We start from the raw sequence: 18387 nt of genomic DNA, 5'->3' as shown, positions 1-18387 counted from the left end.
CATGAGGGCCGTGCGGACCCGGGGAGTTGGGGTGACGCATCCGTGCCGGCGCCGCCTGGAGGCGCCGGCACTTCTGGCTGCCGGGCCGGTTCAGCTCGTCACGCGGAAGGTGGCGTCGCTGCGGCCGGTCGCGGTGGTGATCGGGTCGAGCTTCAACTCGTAGGCGTAGTGGCGGATGTAGCGGTCAGGGAAGTTGTACGACTGGAACGACGACCAGGTCGGGTCGGCGAGGCCGGCGACCTGACGGAACGTCGCGTCCTCGGCGAACCGGCTGGTGCCGTCGTTGCGGACAAGCTGGAAGTCGAAGTTCGCGTGGCGCAGGAAGTAGCCGGGGAAGTTCACCGACTCGAAGGAGACCGTTCCGGTGCCCGCAAGACCCGGCCGCAGCCGGAACCGGGAGTCGTCCAGCGGGCTGACATTCGCGTCGATCCGCACGTCGAAGTTGCTCTGACGGACGTACCGGTCCTGGAAGTTGAAGGACTGGAGCCGCTGGGCGGGGGTGTTGGGCCAGCGGGAGAGCACGCGGCTCTCCTCGGCGGCGGTGAGGGTCATGATCGCGCCGTGGCGCTTCGGGGTGCCGCCCATGTCGTAGCTGGCCGCATCCTGGAGCCGGTAGGTGCTGACGTCGAACGGGTTGGTCGTCAGGATCGGCCTGTACTCGCGTACGCCCTGCGGGTTGTTGTAGTCGATGTAGAGGGCCCACTCGTCGCGATCCCTGAACTTCATCCAGACCGGGCCTTCGACCACGTTGCCGGTGAGGCCGATGCTGGAGAGGTTGCCGAGGTTGGTCCACGTCCCCAGGATCGAGTTGCTGCCCTCGACGTTGTTCTGGCCGTCGCCGGAGACCCTCAGGTAACGGTAGGGGCCGGTGCCGGCGGGCACCTCGGTCATCTGGGTGTCGACGACCGGCGTGGTACCGGGCGGGTCGATCCAGATCTGCGGGGTGGTGATGGTGCGGAAGTCCGTGGTGCGGGCGGAGTAGATGCGGTACTTGAGGATGCCGTTCACGGTGGCGTTCGTCGCCCAGTACAGGACGTAGTCGTTGGTCTCGGGGTTCCAGATCGCCTCCGGTGCCCACGCGTTCTTTCCGCCGGGGATCAGTCCGGCGGCGCCGAGCAGCCACGGATTCGACCAGGTCACCAGGTCGGTCGACTCCCACACCACGAAGCTGGGGCTGCCGTTCTGGTAGGTCGAGCCGCAGCGGATGCACAGGTCGGTCGCGATGATCCAGTACCGGCTGCCGTCGGGAGAGCGCACCAGTGCGGGGTCGCGCACCCCCTTCGTGCCGATCATGGAGTTCAGGACCGGTTCCCCGCCATTGAGGTCGTTCCAGTGCAGGCCGTCCGCGCTGTGCGCGAGGTACAGCATCTGACCGGTCGCGGAATCGCCGGTGAAGTGGACCATCAGGTAGCCGGGATCGGCGGCAGCCGCCCGCTGGGCTGCGGACAGGGCTTGGCCTGTGAAGAGGAGGCAGACGGCGAGCAGCATCACCGACAGCCGGGCGCGAAGCGCGGACATGGACATCTCCTGATCGTTCTGTACATGCACCAGGGCGAAGGGAGGAACTGGGGTGGCGGGCGGGCTCGGTCTCAGTGGGGCGGGACACGGTCAGTGCCGCACGACGCAGCGGGAACAAGGCCGCCCGACTGACTGTCTCTTTCCGAGTGCGGCACCTGACGGCGGGGGTGCGCAGCCCGGTTTCGCGAGTGGTCGGGCGGCGCCGCTCCCAGGTCACTCGTGTGAACCGGAGGTGACGCCGCTGTTTCGCTCGAATGAGATTGTTAGCGCTAACAATTGGCGCGACAAGAGGAAGCACTCGCTGTTACCCAATCTTGATCTGCGGGGCCCTGCTCAACCGCCGCCGCAGCAGGCGCTGTTGAGGGCAGGACGCCTCAACCGCCGTCCGCACGGTCAGGATCTTCGTGGTCGGCGGCCGCCGAACCGATCACCTCCTGCGAAATTCCCCGAGGCGAGCAGCCTGATGGGGAACACCTCGAACGGAAGGTCCGCCGGCTCGAACAGGACCGGGGCGACCGGATGGGTAAGCATGACAAGGTGATGGAGAGGAACAAGCAGTTGGAACACGAGATGGAGGAGGTGGTGAAGACCGTCGAGAACCTGTGACCCGTGCGGCCGGCCCTGCGCCCGGCGCCGCAGCACCGATCCTCGCCCGCCCTGCGGCACAGCCGTACGCACGCCTCGTACCTCCGGACGAGCGGGCGCCTCCTGCAGTGCCAGGTCGCAGCCTTCGGCGTCGCAGACCGCGAAGATTGGCCGGATCATCTGCCGGGGCTGGCGCAGCCACGGCTTGCTGTAGCCGTTCTCGGCCGCGAACGCCGCCGTGGCCGACATGAGTTCTTCGTATCCGCGCAGGCCTGGCCCGCCTGGGCGCAGCGGCCGGCCTCCCCCGCCCGGCACGACCCCCGGCCGCGCAGGCCTCGTGATCCCCCGCGCGCCGCGGGGTTCCCCGCTTCGCCGAGGAAGCGAGGAGCCCTGCGGTCGGCCCGGGTGGAGGCGGCCCGCCGGAGCTGCGCCGGGGCTGCTTCCTTCGCGGACCGGGTCAGTCCACGTTGACCACCTTCCACACCTGGCTGTCGCCGTTCGTGTCCGTCGCCTGGGCGAGCTGAGTGCCTCCCGAGGACACGTCGAGCACCTTGCCGCTGTTGACGTTCTTGATCTTGTAGTAGCCGTTTCCGGTGGCGACCAGTGTCCAGTGCTGGTCCGCGGCGTTGGTGTCGGACGACTGGATGACGGACGCGCCGTCCGCGGTGGAGGCACCACTGACGTCCATGACCAGGGCACTGTTCCGGCTGACGACCTTGTAACTGCCGTCACCCACCGGGACGAAGCGCCAGTTCTGGTTCCCGGCACCGGAGTCGGTCCACTGGATGACGTTGGCTCCGGCGGACAGCGATCCGCCTGACACGTCGACCGCCTTGTTGCTGCCCTTGTTGACCAGCTTGTAGTTGGCGTTCGTCGCGGGGAACTGGATGGAGGCGAAGGCGTCCACCGCGCAGACGGCGGAGGAGGCGGCGGTGTTCTTCGTCCCGGTGCACACCACCCTGATCTTGTGCGGGCCCGCGGCCAGATTTGTCTTCTCGAACAGCGGCACCTGCTTCGTCACCGTCGGGGCGTAGGCGTCGATGCCCGCCTGGGTCAGGGTGCCGTCGATGTAGACGTCCACCTTGCCCATGTTCGGCTGCGTCATGCTGAGGTACCGCACGCCCGTGCCGGTGAACGAGAACTCGGCGTAGTTGCCCGCGGTGCTCGTGACCTTCTCGGACCCGTTCACGTCCTTCGAGTCGTTCCAGTTCGACCAGGTCCCGGAGTACGTCACGCCCGCGGCCTTGTCGTCGACGTGGCTCCAGCGCTGCCGCACGAGGGCCTTCGACGCGGGAGACGCGTTGCCCTGGGCGTCCACGACGTAGAGCCGGTAGTCACCCGCCGTCTGCGGGACACGGATGCTCGTCGCGGTGCCGCTCGCGCTGGTCATGGTGGGACCGGCGGCGAACGTCGTCGTACCGGCCGGAGCCAGCCACAGCGTCTTCGTCGCGTCCTTGGGGCTGCGCACCGGGATGGTCATCACGCCCGTGCCGGCGAACGTGCTCGCGGGCAGCGCGTAGTCCTGCGCAGCCGTGACCGCGGCGGGCAGGAGGTTCTTGTAGGCCTCCTCCAGACCCGCGTTCAGGGCGATGCTGTACGCCTGCGACGGCCACACGTTGTCCCCGTAGCCCCGCACGTCCGTGATCGTGCTGTTCGGGACGTTCCTGCCGGCGATCTTGTTGACGGTGCCGTAGTTGTTGGTGAGGCTCAGGTCGTGCTGCCGGCCCCAGGTACCGGAGTTGATGGCGAAGTACACGCCCGGGTCGACGTCGAGCACGTTGTCGTGCTCGTTGATGAAGGCGGAGCCTTCATCGGGGTGCAGGCCGTACTTGTGGCCGGCAGGGACGCCCTTGATGTAGTTGCCGCTGATATCCGTTCCCGGCTGGCTGCCCAGCGTGTAGATGGGACCGGAGTCGCCGAGCACCAACATCGTGTCGAAGATCTCGTTGTACTTGATGGTGTTGTTCTTGGCCGTGGTGGTCGGGTTCCCGGGATTGACGGAGTTCGTCGAGCCGTCGAAGTTCCACCACCCCCAGCCGAGCGTGATGCCCGCCCACGGGGACTTCTCGATCCGGTTGTGCTGCACGGACAGGGAATCGACGAAGTACGCCGACACGGGGCTGGAGCCCTGGAACAGCACCGCGCTGTCGTAGAGGTAGTTGTCCGTGATCGAGATGTTCTTGCAGAGTCCCTCGGCGTTCACCGGGTACTTCTCGTGGTTGGTCGAGGTGTAGTCACCGATGTACACGTGCTGGGGGTGTCCCACGGTGATGGCGGACCCGGCGATGTCGTTCGTGACGTTGCCGGTCAACTGCGAGTCCGTCACATCGTTGGCCAGGGTGATCCCGTCGGCGCCGGTGTGCTGCACCGTGTTGCCCTGCAGGACGATCCCGTCGGCGTTCTCGATCTGGACGGCCGCGGGCGGCAGGTCGACGTTGCGGTAGGTGTACGCGTGGAAGTTCTTCCTGGCGTACACGTTGGTGCTGGCGTTGCCCTGCTGGCCCTGCCGGAAGACGGAGCCCGCGACGTTGACCAGGTTCCAGTCGGAGTGCTCGATCGTGAGCCCGGAGAACGTGATGTTCCGCGCGTGGTCGGTCGTGGACGTGCCGGTGACGTGGATGAGGGTGGAGAGGTTGTTCGGCGCGAAGACCTGCGCCGTCGTCATGTCATCGGAGCCGGACTTGTAGTAGTAGACCGTGTGCGTGCTCTTGTCGAAGTAGAACTCGCCCGGCTGGTCCAGGAACTCGAACGCGTTCATGATCGTGTGGCTGCCGCTGCCGGCGACGAAGGCAGCGTACGCCGATCCCTGGGCCATGGCCGCGCCAGGTTGCTGGAACAGAGCCACCCGATTGGCGCCGTCCGAGCTCGTGGTGATCTGGCGGACTCCGACGATGGCCGTGTTCCAGGTGCTCATCGACTTGATCTCGACGTCGTCCTGGTTGGAGGCGATGGCGGGCAGATCGGAGAGGCTGTACTTGGCTCCGTCGCACTGCGAACCCGACTCCCAGGCCCAGGGAGCCTGGCCTGCCGTGACGCTGTAGGTCCCGTAGCATCCGGCCGAGTTGATCGTCTTCGACGCTATCTGAGCGCGCTTGTCGTTGACGTAGAGCGCGCGGAGCTTGTCGTCCCGGTTGAGGGTGGCCTTCCAGATGTTCCCGCCGTGCTGCGTCCAGCCGGTCACCTGAACGCCTCCGTCCAGGACCGGCTTCTCGCCCGGGAAGGCGGCGTAGACGACACGGTGCCCGTTCGTGCCGGAGTCGGCCGAGGTGAAGTCGACGGTGCTGCTCACCGGGTAGGTGCCGCCCCGGAGAAAGACGTTGATGTCCCCGGTCATGTTGCTGTCGACCGTGCGCACGACGTCCCGCGCGTGCTGGAGGGTCTTGAACGGCGCCGTGATGCTGCCGGGGTTGGCGTCGTCACCGCCGGGGGCGACGTAGTACGTCGCCTGGGTCGCGGCCGCGGCCGGGGGCGGCGCGGCGAGGGAGGCCAGCAACGTGGCGGAGACGGCCGCCGCAAGCGCCACTGGCGCCTTGCGGACGACGGAGGTGAGGGGTTTCATCCTGATCCATCCTGGTGGGTCGGACGGTCGAGCGGACGCTCATCGCGGCTCGGCGAGTTCTGGGTGAAATTAGCCGCCCTATCGTCAGCTACGTCAAGGGTTTACGCACGCTTCATTTCGATAACACAGTGCATCGATACTCTCCAGGGTGGGATTATGTCCGGTATCTCCCTATAGGCCCCTTCTCTCCTCGGTGTCGTTGACACGCAATCTCACCGGCAAATGAGTACTACTCATTTCTGGAGTGCGAACGAGCCGGCCCCGCTGCCCATCGGGCAGCGGGGCCGGTGCGGGAACGTCGAACCACCGCCTAGCCGGTGACGCGCTGGAAGGTCCACCGCTGGTTGGTGCTGCCCCGGTCGGAGTACTGGATCAGCACGGCGCCGTCGGCCGTACCGCCCCCGCTGACATCGAGCACCTTGCCGCTGTTGCGGTTGACCAGGGCGAACTGGCCGCCGGCCTGCGGGCGCAGCTGCCACTGCTGGCTCGCCCGGCCGTCGGCGGTGGCCTGCACGACCCGTGCGCCGTCCGCCGTCGAGGAGGCCGCCACGTCGAGGACCTTGCCGCTGTTGACGCACATGATGGTGTGGTAGCCGTCCGCCGTGGACTGGAAGGTCCACTGCTGGTTCGGCACGCCCTTGTCGGTCCACTGGACCAGGCCCGCGCCGTCCGCCTTCGATGCGCCGCCCACGTCGGCGACCTTGCCGCTGCGTACACTGACGATCTTGTACGCCTTGGCGTCCCCGAGGGTGTACTGCACCGAGTCGAAGTCGACATAGCCGGTGCCGTTCGGGTTGTAGGTGTAGAGGCCGACCCGGTCGCCCCGGTAACCGCCCCAGGTGAGCTGGTAGGTGCCGCCGAACGAGGTGAAGGTGTTGCCGTCGAGGCTGTAGGAGAACCGGCTGACTCCGCTCACGTCCCACGAGGTGCGCAGCCACACGGCGTTCTGTGTGAGCACCGGACCGTCGGTGAGGGTGCCGTTGACGTTCTGCGAGATCGTGGTGGTGGTCCCGGCGCACCGCACCCCCAACCCGGCGTAGGTGGACGCGTAGTGGCACAGCCCGGCGAACTGCCCGTCGGCGAGGCCGGCCAGTTCGATGCGGACGGTCACCGTCGCGCCGCCGGCCGTGCGCAGCACGCGTTGTGTGAGGGTGTTGCCCACCTTGGTCAGGTTGTTGGCCGCCAGCGGTGCGAACGCCTTCAGCCGCAGGTAGCCGGGGCGTTCGGTCAACGACCAGTGGTCGGCGCGCGGCTGGTAGTACCACTCCCACTGCGGTTTGAGCCGGGTGTCGGTGAACAGGTCGCCGGTGACCACGGGGGGCAGCGCGTCGACCGGTAGACCGGGCGTGCCGCCGGCGGGCACCTGGCCCGTCCACACCATGCTGCCGATGCCGTCCGCACCCACCTGGCCCAGGATCGGCCAGCCGTCCACCCAGGTCACCGGCAGCAGGGACAGCGGCCGCCCCTCCCAGTCGCCGTGGCCGTGGTGCGTCACGAAGTACCAGGTGCCGTCCGGGGCCTGGACCAGCCCGCCCTGGTTGGGCTCGCGGTCCACCGCGGCGTTGACGTGCTCCAGCTGCCGGGTCTCGAACGGGCCGTAGAGACTGGAGCCGCGGTTCATCATGAGGACCCGGCCCTCGGGCTTCACCTCGCTGTACAGGTGGTAGTAGCGCCCGTTGATCTTGTAGAGCTTGTTGGCCTCGCTGCCCGGCGACTGGTGGATCACCGTGGACGGGCCGACCAGCGACTTGCCGTCCTCCGACAGCTTGAACAGGTGGATCTTGTAGCCGTCCGAGTAGTGCGTGGTGACCAGGTAGCCCTGCCCGTCGTCGTCCCAGAAGGGGCACGGGTCGTCCCAGCCGGAGGTCCGCCACACCGCTGTCAGCGGATCCCACGGCCCGGCCGGCGAGGGGGCCGAAGACATGAAGAAGCCCTCGTCGGGGGTGTTGAAGTACACCCAGTACCGCCCCGCGTGGTAGCGGATGGACCCGGCCCACACGCCGCGGCCGAAGCGTCCCATCCGGTCCCAGTTCAGCAGCGGACCGATGGCGGTGACGTCGTCGACCACGCCGCCGAGCGTCCGCCAGTTGACCAGGTCCGTCGAATGCAGCACGGCCACGCCGGGCGAGTACCCGAACGTGCTGGTGATGCCGTAGTAGTCGGCGCCGACCCGGATGCAGTCCCAGTCGCTGAAGTCGCCCGGGAGGACCGGGTTGACGTAGGTGCCGTCGCCCTGGTCGCCCCACGTCCCGGCCGGAGGCACGGCTGCCGCCGCCCGGCCCGGTGGCAGCAGCCCCGGCAGCAGGAGCGCCCCCGCGCCGACCGCCGCGAGCCGGCCGAGCTGACGTCTGGTGATGTCCACGAATCCCGTCCTTGGTCAAGGGAGAGCCCGCCGGGCATCCCGAGGAAATGGCGGTCTCTTCGAACGAAACATGACACGGCGGCCCGGGCGGTCGGGCAGAGGCCTGTTGGAACCGCTGGAGGGGAACGGCCCTCCGAACCCGGGACCGACGACGATGACCCCCTACCGGGTCCCCGGACCGCACACAGCTGTTAACGCTCACAATTCGGGCACCGGGGCGACCGCCATGGGGTCGGCCGGGTCAGGCCCTCACTTTTGACGAACTCCGGGCCCGCGTCAAGACATCACGCACGAACAGGGGTCGGAGCGGCCGGGGCCGCAGGCCGTTGCGCCTGCGGCCCCGTACCGGTGGTGGCCGGTGACTACACCGCCGTGATGGTCCACAGCAGGTTGGAGCTGGTGTTGTACCCCCACTGCTTGGTCACGGAGCCCGACGCCACGCTGCCGCCGCCGTCGAGGACCAGACCGGTGGCGCGGTTGGCGATCGAGTAGCCGTAGCCGGTCCGGAGGGTGATCTTCCACTGCTGGTTGGTGCTGCCGTTCCACGCGGCCTGCCGGGCCGCGGAGCCGGCCGTGGTGGCGCCCCAGCCGTCGGCGACCATGCCGTTGGTGCGGTTGACCAGCTTGTAGTAGCCGCCGCCCACGTCGACCGCCTGCCACTGCAGGTTGGTGCTGCCGTTCCAGGTCCACTGCTTGAGGTTGGACCCGGAGGCGACGTTGCCGCCGCTGTCCAGGGCGAGGCCGTCGGTGACGTTGATGATCCGGAAGTACGTCGCCGGGTTGAACTGGACCTTCAGCGAGGTGATCTGGTCGTTGTTGCCGGTGGCCCTGAGGTCGGGGTTGTCGGCGGTGAAGGTCCAGGCGGTGCCGGTGAAGTTGTCCGCCGAGTAGCCGATGACCTGGAAGCCGGGGGAGGTACGGATGGAGGAGATGGCGGCCGCGCCCACGCCGGCCGTGGCGAGGTCGGCCGCGGTGTACTCGCCCACGGCGAGTGCGGCGGAGGCGCCGGTGTAGTTGACGTCCTTGAAGGCGACGGCGCCGGGCGGCGGCAGCAGGTCCGGGATGGTGCCCGAGAAGGAGAGCTTCAGGACGTACGCGTTGGCGCTGTACGGCGCGGAGGAGGGCAGCGCGACCGTGAGGCCGGAGGCGCTCTGCACCGGTGCGGCCAGGTCGATGGTGGTTCCGGCGGTGGAGCCGAGCAGCTTCACCGAGGTCAGCGACGAGAGGTTGATCCGGTCCGAGCTGAGGGTCCTGATCGTGACTGAACTACCGGGCCAGCCAAGGACGGTGGCGTACAGGACGTTCCCGGCCTTGTTGCGGGTGAAGCGGATGTCCTGCGGCGTGCCTGCCGTCGGGTTGGTGAAGGAGCCGCCGCCCATCTTCGTCGGGCCCTCGCCGTACACCGTCCAGGCGCGGGTCGAGTAGATCGACTCGCCGAAGCGCTTCAGGTGGTCGCCGATGCCGAGCAGGACGTCCTTCTGCCCCTGGGGGATGGTGCCGTCGGCCATCGGCGCGATGTTCAGCAGGACGTTGCCGTTCTTGCTGACCCGGTCGATCAACGAGTGCAGCATCTGCTGGATGCTGTAGTAGCCGATGCCCTGCGTGTAGCACCAGCTGCTACTGGAGATGCTGTCGTCGGTCAGCCAGTACGGGCTGGTGAGGTCCGCCGGGCCGCCGCGCTCGTAGTCGAAGACCTCGCCCTTGTTGTCGAGGCCGTCCTTGAAGGTGGCGACGACCTCGCGGCCCCAGGAATTGGCCTGGTTGTAGTAGTACGACAGGAAGTTCAGACGCTGTGTCTCGTCGACCTTGTTCAGGTCGAAGTCCTGCCAGAGGATGTCCGGCTGGGCGCGGTCGACGACCTCCTTCAGCTTGTCGTACCAGAGCTGGTTCTCCGCGGCCGAACCCAGCTGCCCGTAGAGCTTCTTCAGGCTCGGGTCCGTCTGGGCGGGGGCGCTCTCGTAGAAGCCGTTGAAGTTGAACGCGTGGTGCATGGCCACCAGCAGCTTGAGGTTCTTGGCACGGATCGCCGTGGCGAACAGCTGCAGCAGGTTCAGCTTCGGGCCCTTGGCGACCGAGTTCCACTCGTTGACCTGGCTGTCCCACATGGAGAAGCCGTCGTGGTGCTCGGCGACCGGTCCGGCGTACTTGGCGCCGGCGTCGACGAACAGCTGCGCCCACTCGTCGGGGTCGAAGTTCCCGCCGGCCGACTTCAGCTTCGGCGCGAACTGCACGGTGTTGCCCGCGAGGTCCTGCGCTCCGTTGATGAAGTTGTGGTACGGCCAGGCCGACGGCTGACCGTAGGTCGCGATGTGGTGCTGGTTGGCCCTGCTGCCGGACTTGTACATGTTCCGCGGGTACCACTCGTTGTCGTACGCGGGAACGCTGAAGACCCCCCAGTGGAAGTAGATCCCGAACTTGGCGTCCTGGAACCACTCCGGGGCCGGCGGGTGCTGGTCGACCGAGGTCCAGTCGGGAGTGTAGGTGCTCGGTGCCGCGTGCGCGACGCCGGCCGCGAGGCTGCCGCCGGCGATGGCTGCCGCGGCCACACCTGCGGCCGCGGACAGGAACTGACGTCGATTCAGAGAACTCGCCATGAGACACATCCCTGGGGTGGGGGACAGCGGAGACGGGCTCGACCGAGGAGACGTGCGACGCGCACGCCCTGGGAGCTCCGGAGGTTACGCACGAAGCTCGTTCATGTGACGCCCTGATGTCAACGGTCGTGCAGGATATTGATGGGATTGATTTGGCTCGGCAAGTCGCCCGACCGCACTCAACAGGCCGACTTTCCCGTTGTTTTGATCGACCGCTGGACACACTCCCCGGCTTCCGCCTATACATACATCCCATCTCTCCGATGCGGCGGCGCACGACAGCCGTCGCCCGGCACAAGCTCTCTCCCGCTCAAGGGACCAGCGCGAGGAAGTACCGATGAGACTCAGGACCGCACTCTGCTCCATCACCTCGGCCATGTCCGCCCTGGCACTGCTCAGCGCCTGCAGCGGCGGCTCCGGCACCGCGACGTCAGGTGGCGCGCCGCTGGTCGGCGTGGACTACCCGCGTTCCGACACCGACTTCTGGAACTCGTACATCAAGTACACGCCCCAGTACGCCAAGGAGCTGGGGCTGGACCTGAAGACCACCAACTCGCAGAACGACGTCGCCAAGCTGACCGCCAACGCGCAGACGTTCATCAGCCAGGGCGTCAAGGGCCTCGCGATGGCTCCGCAGGACACCGCCGCCATCGCGCCGACGCTGGCGCAGTTGGAGGCGAAGAAGATCCCGGTCGTCACCGTCGACACCCGCCCGGACACCGGCAAGGTGTTCATGGTCGTGCGCGCCGACAACCGCGCCTACGGCGAGAAGGCCTGTCAGTTCCTCGGCACGAAGCTGAGCGGCCAGGGCAAGGTCGTCATGCTGGAGGGCGGCCTGGACTCCATCAACGGCCGTGACCGCACCGAGGCGTTCAACGACTGCATGAAGAAGAACTACCCCGGCATCAAGGTGTTCGGCGAGGCCACCAACTGGGACGGCGCGGTCGCCGCGCAGAAGCTGCAGACCGACCTGACTGCCAACCCGGACATCAAGGGCGTCTACATGGAGTCCAGCTTCGCCCTGTCCGGCACGCTCCAGGTCCTCAAGCAGAAGGGTCTGCTGGTCGACCCGAAGGACCCCAAGCACGTGTTCGTCGTGTCCAACGACGGCATCCCGGAGGAGCTGAAGTCCATCGGCGAGGGCAAGATCGACGCCACCGTCTCCCAGCCTGCCGACCTGTACGCCAAGTACGCCCTGGACTACCTGAAGGCGGCGATCGACGGGAAGACGTTCAAGCCCGGCAGGACCGACCACGACAGCACGATCATCCAGGTCCGCGAGGGTCTGCTGGAGGACCAGCTCTCCGCTCCCCTGGTCACCGCCGACGGCGGCACCTACGGCGGCGTGGCCAGCGTCAAGAGCGACGACAAGTCGCTGTGGGGCAACAACCTCGGCTGATTCTTCCTACGGAACCAACGGCTCACGAGCACAAGGTGGTTGAGATGAGCGACGGGGAGCGAGCAGTCACCCCCGCGCCCGCCCCGGCGGACGACGGGCAGGTCCCCGCAGCCCCGCCCGTCGTCGAGGCGACGGGCATAGTCAAACGATTCGGTCCGACGGTGGCCCTCAACGGCGCCCGGATCACCATCAGGCCCGGCGAGACCCACGCGCTCGTCGGCCGCAACGGAGCGGGCAAGTCGACCCTGGTGTCGGTCCTCACCGGCCTGCAGGCCCCCGACGAGGGAACAGTCACTTTCGGCGGCGGCCCCGCACCGCGCCTCGCGGACCGCGACGCCTGGCGACAGCGCGTGGCCTGCGTCTACCAGAAGTCGACGATCATCCCCACCCTGACCGTCGCCGAGAACCTCTTCCTCAACCGGCACGACCACGGCCGCAGCCGGCTCATCAGCTGGCAGGGTGTGCGCCGGCGGGCGCAGGAGCTCCTGTCGACGTGGTCGGTGGACGTCGACCCGCAGACAGCGGCCGGCGAACTGAGCGTGGAGCAGCGGCAGTTCGTGGAGATCGCCCGGGCGCTGTCCTTCGGGGCGCGGTTCATCATCCTGGACGAGCCGACCGCCCAGCTCGACGGTGCGGCCATCAGCCGGCTCTTCGAGCGCATCCGCGAGCTGCAGCGCCAGGGCGTGACCTTCCTGTTCATCAGCCACCATCTCCAGGAGGTCTACGACATCTGCGACATGGTGACGGTGTTCCGCGACGCGGCGCACATCGTGACCGCGCCGGTCGCGGAGCTCCCCCGCGCCAAGCTGGTCGCCGCGATGACCGGTGAGGCTGCGGTCGACCGGCTGCAGGTGCGGTCGAGCAGCCTCGACCGCACCGCACCGCCTGCGCTGTCCGTGCAGGCGCTGGGCAGTGACGGCTCTTACCATGACGTCTCCTTCCAGGTGGGCTCCGGGGAGATCGTCGGACTCGCGGGCGCCGCCGGCAGCGGTCGCACCGAGGTCGCCGAGACCGTCGTGGGGCTGCGGGCGGCCCAGGCGGGCGAGGTGGAGATCGCCGGGCGGCGGCCCCGGCCGGGCAGCGTGCCCGCCGCGCTCGCCGCGGGCGCCGGGTTCGTCCCGCAGGACCGGCACCATCAGGGTTTCGTGCCCGACATGTCGATCGCGGACAACGCCACGCTGTCCGTTCCTCACCGGCTCGGCAAGAACGGCTTCCTCAGCCGTGACCGACGGGACCGGCTCGCCGACAACATGATCGACAAGCTGGCGATCAAGACGCCGGGACCCGAGCTGCCCGTCTCCGCGCTCTCGGGCGGCAACCAGCAGAAGGTCGTCATGGCCCGCGCTCTGGCGGACGGTCCGCGTCTGCTGGTGCTGATCAACCCGACCGCCGGTGTGGACGTGCGCTCCAAGGAGTTCCTCCTCGGCAAGGTCGAGGAGACCGCGGAGTCCGGCACCGGAGTGCTCATCGCCTCCGACGAACTCGACGACCTGCGCATGTGCGACCGGGTCCTGGTGATGTTCCAGGGCCGGGTGACCTCGGAGACAGCCCGCGGCTGGCACGACCACGAACTCGTGGCCGCGATGGAAGGAGTGGACCTCAATGCCTGAAACCGTCCTCGCGGACACAGCCGCCCGGGCCGGTGAACCCAGGCCCCCGCGCACCGCGCTGCTCGGCGGCCGGATCCCCCTGGCCCGGCTGCGCGACCTCGCCCTCGTCCCCGCGATCGTCGTCATCGCGATCGTCGGCCAGATCGTCAACCCCGTCTTCCTGCAGGCCGACAACCTCATCAACGTCCTGCAGACCATGTCCGAGATGGCCCTGCTGGTCCTCGCCCAGACGATGATCCTGATCGTCAAGAAGATGGACCTGTCGCTGGAGTCCACGATGGGCCTGGCGCCCGGTGTCGCGGCCTGGCTGGTCGTCCCGGTCGGCGCCGGACACGGACTCGGTCTGCTCTCCGGCGCCTGGGCAATCCCTGTCACCCTGGCCGTGGGCGCGCTCGTCGGCGTGATCAACTCACTGCTGATCATCCGCTTCGGCCTCAACGGCTTCATCGTCACCCTCGGCATGCTGATCGTGCTGCGCGGCATCCTCACCGGCATCTCCGGCGGCCAGACCTTCTTCCAACTGCCGGACTCGATGCTCTACCTCGGCACCGCCCAGTGGTTCGGCATGCCGGCCTCCATCTGGATCTGCCTGGCCCTGTTCGCCATCGCCATCATGGTGCTCGGCTGGACCAGCTTCGGCCGCTCGCTGTACGCCATCGGTGGCAACGTGGACGCGGCGAAGGCGGGCGGCATCCGTACCGACCGGGTGCTGTGGATCGTCATCGTGACGGGCAGCGTGCTCGCCGCCCTCGCCGGCCTGATGCTGTCCGGGCGCCTGGCCTCGGTCGCCTCCGCGCAGGGCAACGGCTACATCTTCACCGTCTTCGCCGCCGCCGTCATCGGCGGGATCAGCCTGAACGGCGGCAGGGGGACCATGTTCGGCGCGTTCTGCGGCATCCTCCTGCTCTTCATGATCCAGAACGTGCTCACGCTGGCGGGCGTCCCCGCCCAGTGGATCGGTGCTCTCAACGGCCTGATCATCCTGATCGCGCTCGCCATCTCCCGCATCACCGGGGGCAAGGTCCAGGAGTGACCCGGGCGGCTGCCGACCGCCGCCCGTCCTCCGCCGCGTTCACGTCACGCCACGAGGGGATCGCCCCCCGTGTTCCTCACAGGAGTTGCCGCATGTCCTCGCCCGCATCCGCCCGCATCACCGCCCTGGACGTCCTGGACGTGCGGTTCCCCACCTCCGAACACCTCGACGGCTCGGACGCCATGAACCCCGAGCCCGACTACTCCGCCGCCTACGTGGTGCTGCGCACCGACGCCGGCGACGGACTGGAGGGCCACGCGCTCGCCTTCACCACCGGACGCGGCAACGACGTGCAGGCCGCGGCCATCGCGGCCCTCGCCCCGTACGTGGTCGGCCGGTCCGTCGAGGACGTCTGCGGCGACCTGGGGTCCTTCTCCCGCTCGCTCGTGCACGATCCGCAACTGCGCTGGCTGGGCCCGGAGAAGGGTGCCATCCACATGGCCACCGGAGCCGTCGTCAACGCCGCCTGGGACCTCGCCGCCAAGCGCGCGGGCCGGCCCGTCTGGCAGTTCCTCGGCGAGATGTCCCCCGAGGAGCTGGTCGCCCAGGTCGACTTCCGCTGGCTCAGCGACGCGCTCACCCCCGAGGAGGCGCTGGACATCCTGCGCCGTGCCGAACCGGGCCGCCAGGAACGCATCGCCCGTCTTCTGGAGCGCGGCTACCCCGCCTACACCACCACGCCCGGCTGGCTCGGCTACTCCGACGAGAAGCTGGCCCGCCTGGCCCGCGAGGCCGTCGCCGACGGCTTCACCCAGATCAAGCTGAAGGTCGGCGCGGACCTGGAGGACGACGTACGGCGCATGCGGGTCGCCCGCGAGGCGGTCGGCCCGGACGTCCGCATCGCCGTCGACGCCAACCAGAGGTGGGACGTCGCACCCGCGATCGACTGGATGCGTACCCTCGCCCCCTACGACCCGTACTGGATCGAGGAGCCCACCTCCCCCGACGACATCCTCGGCCACGCCGCCGTCCGCAAGGCGCTCGGCCCCATCAAGGTCGCCACCGGCGAGCACATCGCAAACCGGGTCGTCTTCAAGCAGCTGCTGCAGGCCGGCGCGGTGGACATCGTGCAGATCGACTCCGCACGGGTCGGCGGTGTCAACGAGAACCTCGCGATCCTGCTGCTCGCCGCGAAGTTCGGCGTCCCCGTGTGCCCGCACGCCGGCGGTGTGGGGCTGTGCGAGATGGTCCAGCACCTGTCGATGTTCGACTACGTCGCCGTCTCCGGCACCACCGAGGACCGGGTCATCGAGTACGTCGACCACCTGCACGAGCACTTCGTCGACCCCGTCCGCATCGCCGACGGCCACTACCTGGCACCGACCCTGCCCGGGCTGAGCGCACAGATGCACCCGGCCTCGCTCAAGGAGTACACCTACCCCGACGGCCCGGTCTGGACCGCCCGTGTCTGACGCCCGGATCCTCGAGGAAGGCACCTCGTGCTGCTGACCGAACTGCTGCACCCGGGCATCCTCGAAGCCCTGGCGGGCGCCGGGCACGGAGCCCGGGTCCTGCTCGCCGACGGCCACTATCCGGCGAGCACGGCCACCGGCCCGCGAACCAGGACCGTCCATCTCAACCTGGCGCCGGGTCTGCTGGATGTCACCACCGTGCTCGACGTCCTGCTGCGGGCTCTGCCCGTCGAGGCGGCGCACGTGATGGTGCCGCCCGAGGGCGAGCCGGAGCCGCCGGCCATCGCCGAGTACCGCTCGATGCTGGCGCCCGTCCCCGTCGGGACGCTCGGCCGTTACGAGTTCTACGACGCCGCCCGGTCACCCGACCTGGCCCTCGCCGTCGTCACGGCCGACATCCGCACCTACGCCAACCTGCTGCTGACCATCGGCGTCCGCGCTGAAGAGACTCTGGAATCACGATGACGCTTGCTGTCCGTTACACGGCTGCCCGGACGTTGGACACGGCTCCGGTGGAGCCGTCCGAGCCCGGTCCGGGCGAGGTGCTGCTGGCTCCCGCGTATGTGGGGATCTGCGGCACCGATCTGCACATCTTCCACGGCGACATGGATGCCCGGGTGGCCGCGCCGGCGGTGCTGGGCCATGAGATGGCCGGGCGGGTGGTGAAGGTCGGTGCCGGGGTGGAGGGTTGGCGGCCCGGGGACGCGGTGACGGTGATGCCGCTGGCCTGGGACGGCACCTGCCCGGCCTGCCGGGCCGGCAACTCGCACATCTGCCAGAACCTGAACTTCATCGGCATCGACTCGCCGGGCGCGATGCAGCAGCGCTGGACCGTCCCCGCCGACACGCTGATCCGCCTGCCGGACTCGCTGGCGCTGGACAAGGCCGCGCTGGTGGAGCCCACCGCGGTGGCCGTGCACGACGTCGCACGCGCCGGGGTGCGGGCGGGCGAGCGGGTCGTCGTGGTGGGCGGCGGACCGGTCGGCATCCTGATCGCGCTGGTCGCCCGGGCGGCCGGGGCCGAGGTGAGGGTGGTCGAGCTGAGCGCCCACCGGCGCAAGCTCGCCGAGGAGTCGGGCCTTGTCACCTGGGACCCGGCGGCCGAGGACGTCGTCGAGGCGGCGTGGGAGTGGACCGGCGGCGCGGGCGCGGACGTCGCGTTCGAGGTCTCCGGCGCGGCGGCCGGCGTCGACACCGCCGTCGAGGTGCTGGGCGTGCGCGGCCGGCTGTGCCTGGTGGCGATCCACCCGAGGCCCCGCGAGATCAACCTGCACCGCTTCTTCTGGCGCGAACTCACCCTGGTCGGCGCCCGCCTGTACGACCGGACGGACTTCGAGCGGGCGGTGGAGCTGGTCGCCGACGGCACCATCCCGGCCGAGCGGCTGATCAGCAAGGTGGTGCCGCTCACCGAGGCCCAGGCGGCGTTCGAGGCCCTGGAGGGCGGCGGCGACGTGATGAAGATCCTCGTGGACTGCACCAGCGACACCGAGGGAGCGAGCGCGTGAACGCCTTCGACCTGACCGGCCGGCTCGCCGTCGTCACCGGAGCCCGGCGCGGCATCGGCCGGGCCATGGCCCGCGCCCTGGCCGAGGCCGGCGCGGACGTGATCGGCGTCAGCGCCAACCTGGAGGAGACCGGCAGCGACGTCGAGCAGGACGTGCTCGCCGCGGGCCGCACCTTCGAGGCGATCCGCACCGACTTCGCCGACCCGCACGCCGTCCGCGCCCTGGGCACGGACCTCGCCGGCCGCGAACGGCCGGTGGACATCCTGGTCAACAACGCCGGCACCATCCGCCGCGCACCCGCCGCCCAACACCCCGACGACGACTGGGACCAGGTACTCCAGGTCAACCTGAGCGCCCAGTTTCGCACTGTCCCGCGCGGTCGGCGCGGCCATGCTGGCCCGCGGCCACGGCAAGATCATCTTCACCGCGTCGCTGCTCAGCTTCCAGGGCGGCATCACGGTGCCCGGCTACACCGCGGCCAAGCACGGCGTCGCCGGGCTGACCAAGGCCCTGGCCAACGAGTGGGCCGGGCACGGCGTCAACGTCAACGCCATCGCGCCCGGCTACATCGCCACCGACAACACCCAGGCGCTGCAGGCCGATCCGGCGCGCAGCAAGGCGATCCCGGAACGGATCCCGGCCGGACGCTGGGGCCGCGCCGACGACCTCGCCGGCGCCACCGTCTTCCTCGCCTCCGACGCCGCCGCCTACATCCACGGCACCGTCCTACCCGTCGACGGCGGCTGGCTCGGCCGATGACCACCGATCCGGCCGTCGGTGCCGCGTCGCCTCCGCCACCGAGCTGACGCA

General features: G+C 68.9%; 11 protein-coding genes and 1 pseudogene. 7 read left to right on the top strand and 5 right to left on the bottom strand.

Going from position 1 to position 18387, the window contains the following annotated elements; all coding sequences use genetic code 11:
* Window positions 1-90 precede the first annotated feature (90 nt).
* The 5 genes from FB465_RS31860 to FB465_RS31840 form a co-directional block, all read right to left on the bottom strand.
* Window positions 91-1518 carry a glycoside hydrolase family 43 protein gene (locus tag FB465_RS31860; RefSeq protein WP_145796166.1) on the bottom strand — a complete coding sequence of 476 codons (1428 nt, stop codon included), beginning with the start codon at window positions 1516-1518 and terminating at the stop codon, window positions 91-93.
* A 393-nt stretch (window positions 1519-1911) separates the two neighbouring features.
* On the bottom strand, window positions 1912-2352 hold the full coding sequence (locus FB465_RS31855) for a hypothetical protein (RefSeq protein ID WP_145796163.1): 441 nt from the start codon (window positions 2350-2352) through the stop codon (window positions 1912-1914).
* 208 nt (window positions 2353-2560) lie between these two features.
* Window positions 2561-5662 (bottom strand): RICIN domain-containing protein, encoded by a 3102-nt coding sequence (locus tag FB465_RS31850; RefSeq protein ID WP_145796162.1) that lies wholly within the window; start codon window positions 5660-5662, stop codon window positions 2561-2563.
* A gap of 310 nt (window positions 5663-5972) precedes the next feature.
* Window positions 5973-8024: a family 43 glycosylhydrolase gene (locus tag FB465_RS31845; protein ID WP_145796160.1), complete on the bottom strand. Its 2052-nt coding sequence runs from the start codon at window positions 8022-8024 to the stop codon at window positions 5973-5975.
* Between the two features lie 362 nt (window positions 8025-8386).
* Entirely contained in the window at window positions 8387-10618 is a 2232-nt protein-coding gene (locus FB465_RS31840; protein WP_145796157.1) for an alpha-L-fucosidase, read from the bottom strand.
* A gap of 337 nt (window positions 10619-10955) precedes the next feature.
* On the opposite strand from FB465_RS31840, the gene FB465_RS31835 reads away from it, so the two are divergent.
* The 7 genes and pseudogenes from FB465_RS31835 (at window position 10956) to FB465_RS31805 (ending at window position 18336) form a co-directional block, all read left to right on the top strand.
* Complete coding sequence (locus FB465_RS31835) at window positions 10956-12017, top strand: sugar ABC transporter substrate-binding protein (protein ID WP_145796156.1); 1062 nt, start codon at window positions 10956-10958, stop codon at window positions 12015-12017.
* 44 nt (window positions 12018-12061) lie between these two features.
* A complete protein-coding gene (locus FB465_RS31830; protein ID WP_145796153.1) occupies window positions 12062-13627 on the top strand; it encodes a sugar ABC transporter ATP-binding protein in 1566 nt (521 codons plus the stop codon).
* Window positions 13620-14660, top strand: coding sequence for an ABC transporter permease (locus FB465_RS31825; RefSeq protein ID WP_145796151.1), 1041 nt, complete (start codon window positions 13620-13622; stop codon window positions 14658-14660). Before FB465_RS31830 ends, FB465_RS31825 begins: the two co-directional genes overlap by 8 nt.
* A 92-nt stretch (window positions 14661-14752) precedes the next feature.
* A complete protein-coding gene (locus FB465_RS31820; protein ID WP_145796149.1) occupies window positions 14753-16072 on the top strand; it encodes an L-fuconate dehydratase in 1320 nt (439 codons plus the stop codon).
* 27 nt (window positions 16073-16099) lie between these two features.
* Window positions 16100-16537 (top strand): RbsD/FucU domain-containing protein, encoded by a 438-nt coding sequence (locus FB465_RS31815; RefSeq protein WP_145796147.1) that lies wholly within the window; start codon window positions 16100-16102, stop codon window positions 16535-16537.
* Window positions 16534-17577 (top strand): zinc-dependent alcohol dehydrogenase, encoded by a 1044-nt coding sequence (locus tag FB465_RS31810; RefSeq protein ID WP_145796145.1) that lies wholly within the window; start codon window positions 16534-16536, stop codon window positions 17575-17577. The genes FB465_RS31815 and FB465_RS31810 overlap by 4 nt, the downstream gene beginning before the upstream one ends.
* Window positions 17574-18336, top strand: a pseudogene (locus FB465_RS31805) (SDR family oxidoreductase). Before FB465_RS31810 ends, FB465_RS31805 begins: the two are co-directional and overlap by 4 nt.
* Window positions 18337-18387: the final 51 nt, after the last annotated feature.

This window comes from Kitasatospora atroaurantiaca (assembly GCF_007828955.1).
GTDB classification, from domain to species: Bacteria; Actinomycetota; Actinomycetes; order Streptomycetales; family Streptomycetaceae; genus Kitasatospora; species Kitasatospora atroaurantiaca.
The sequence above is the reverse complement of the archived record's forward strand: the minus strand, read 5'-3'. Positions and strand labels throughout refer to the sequence as shown.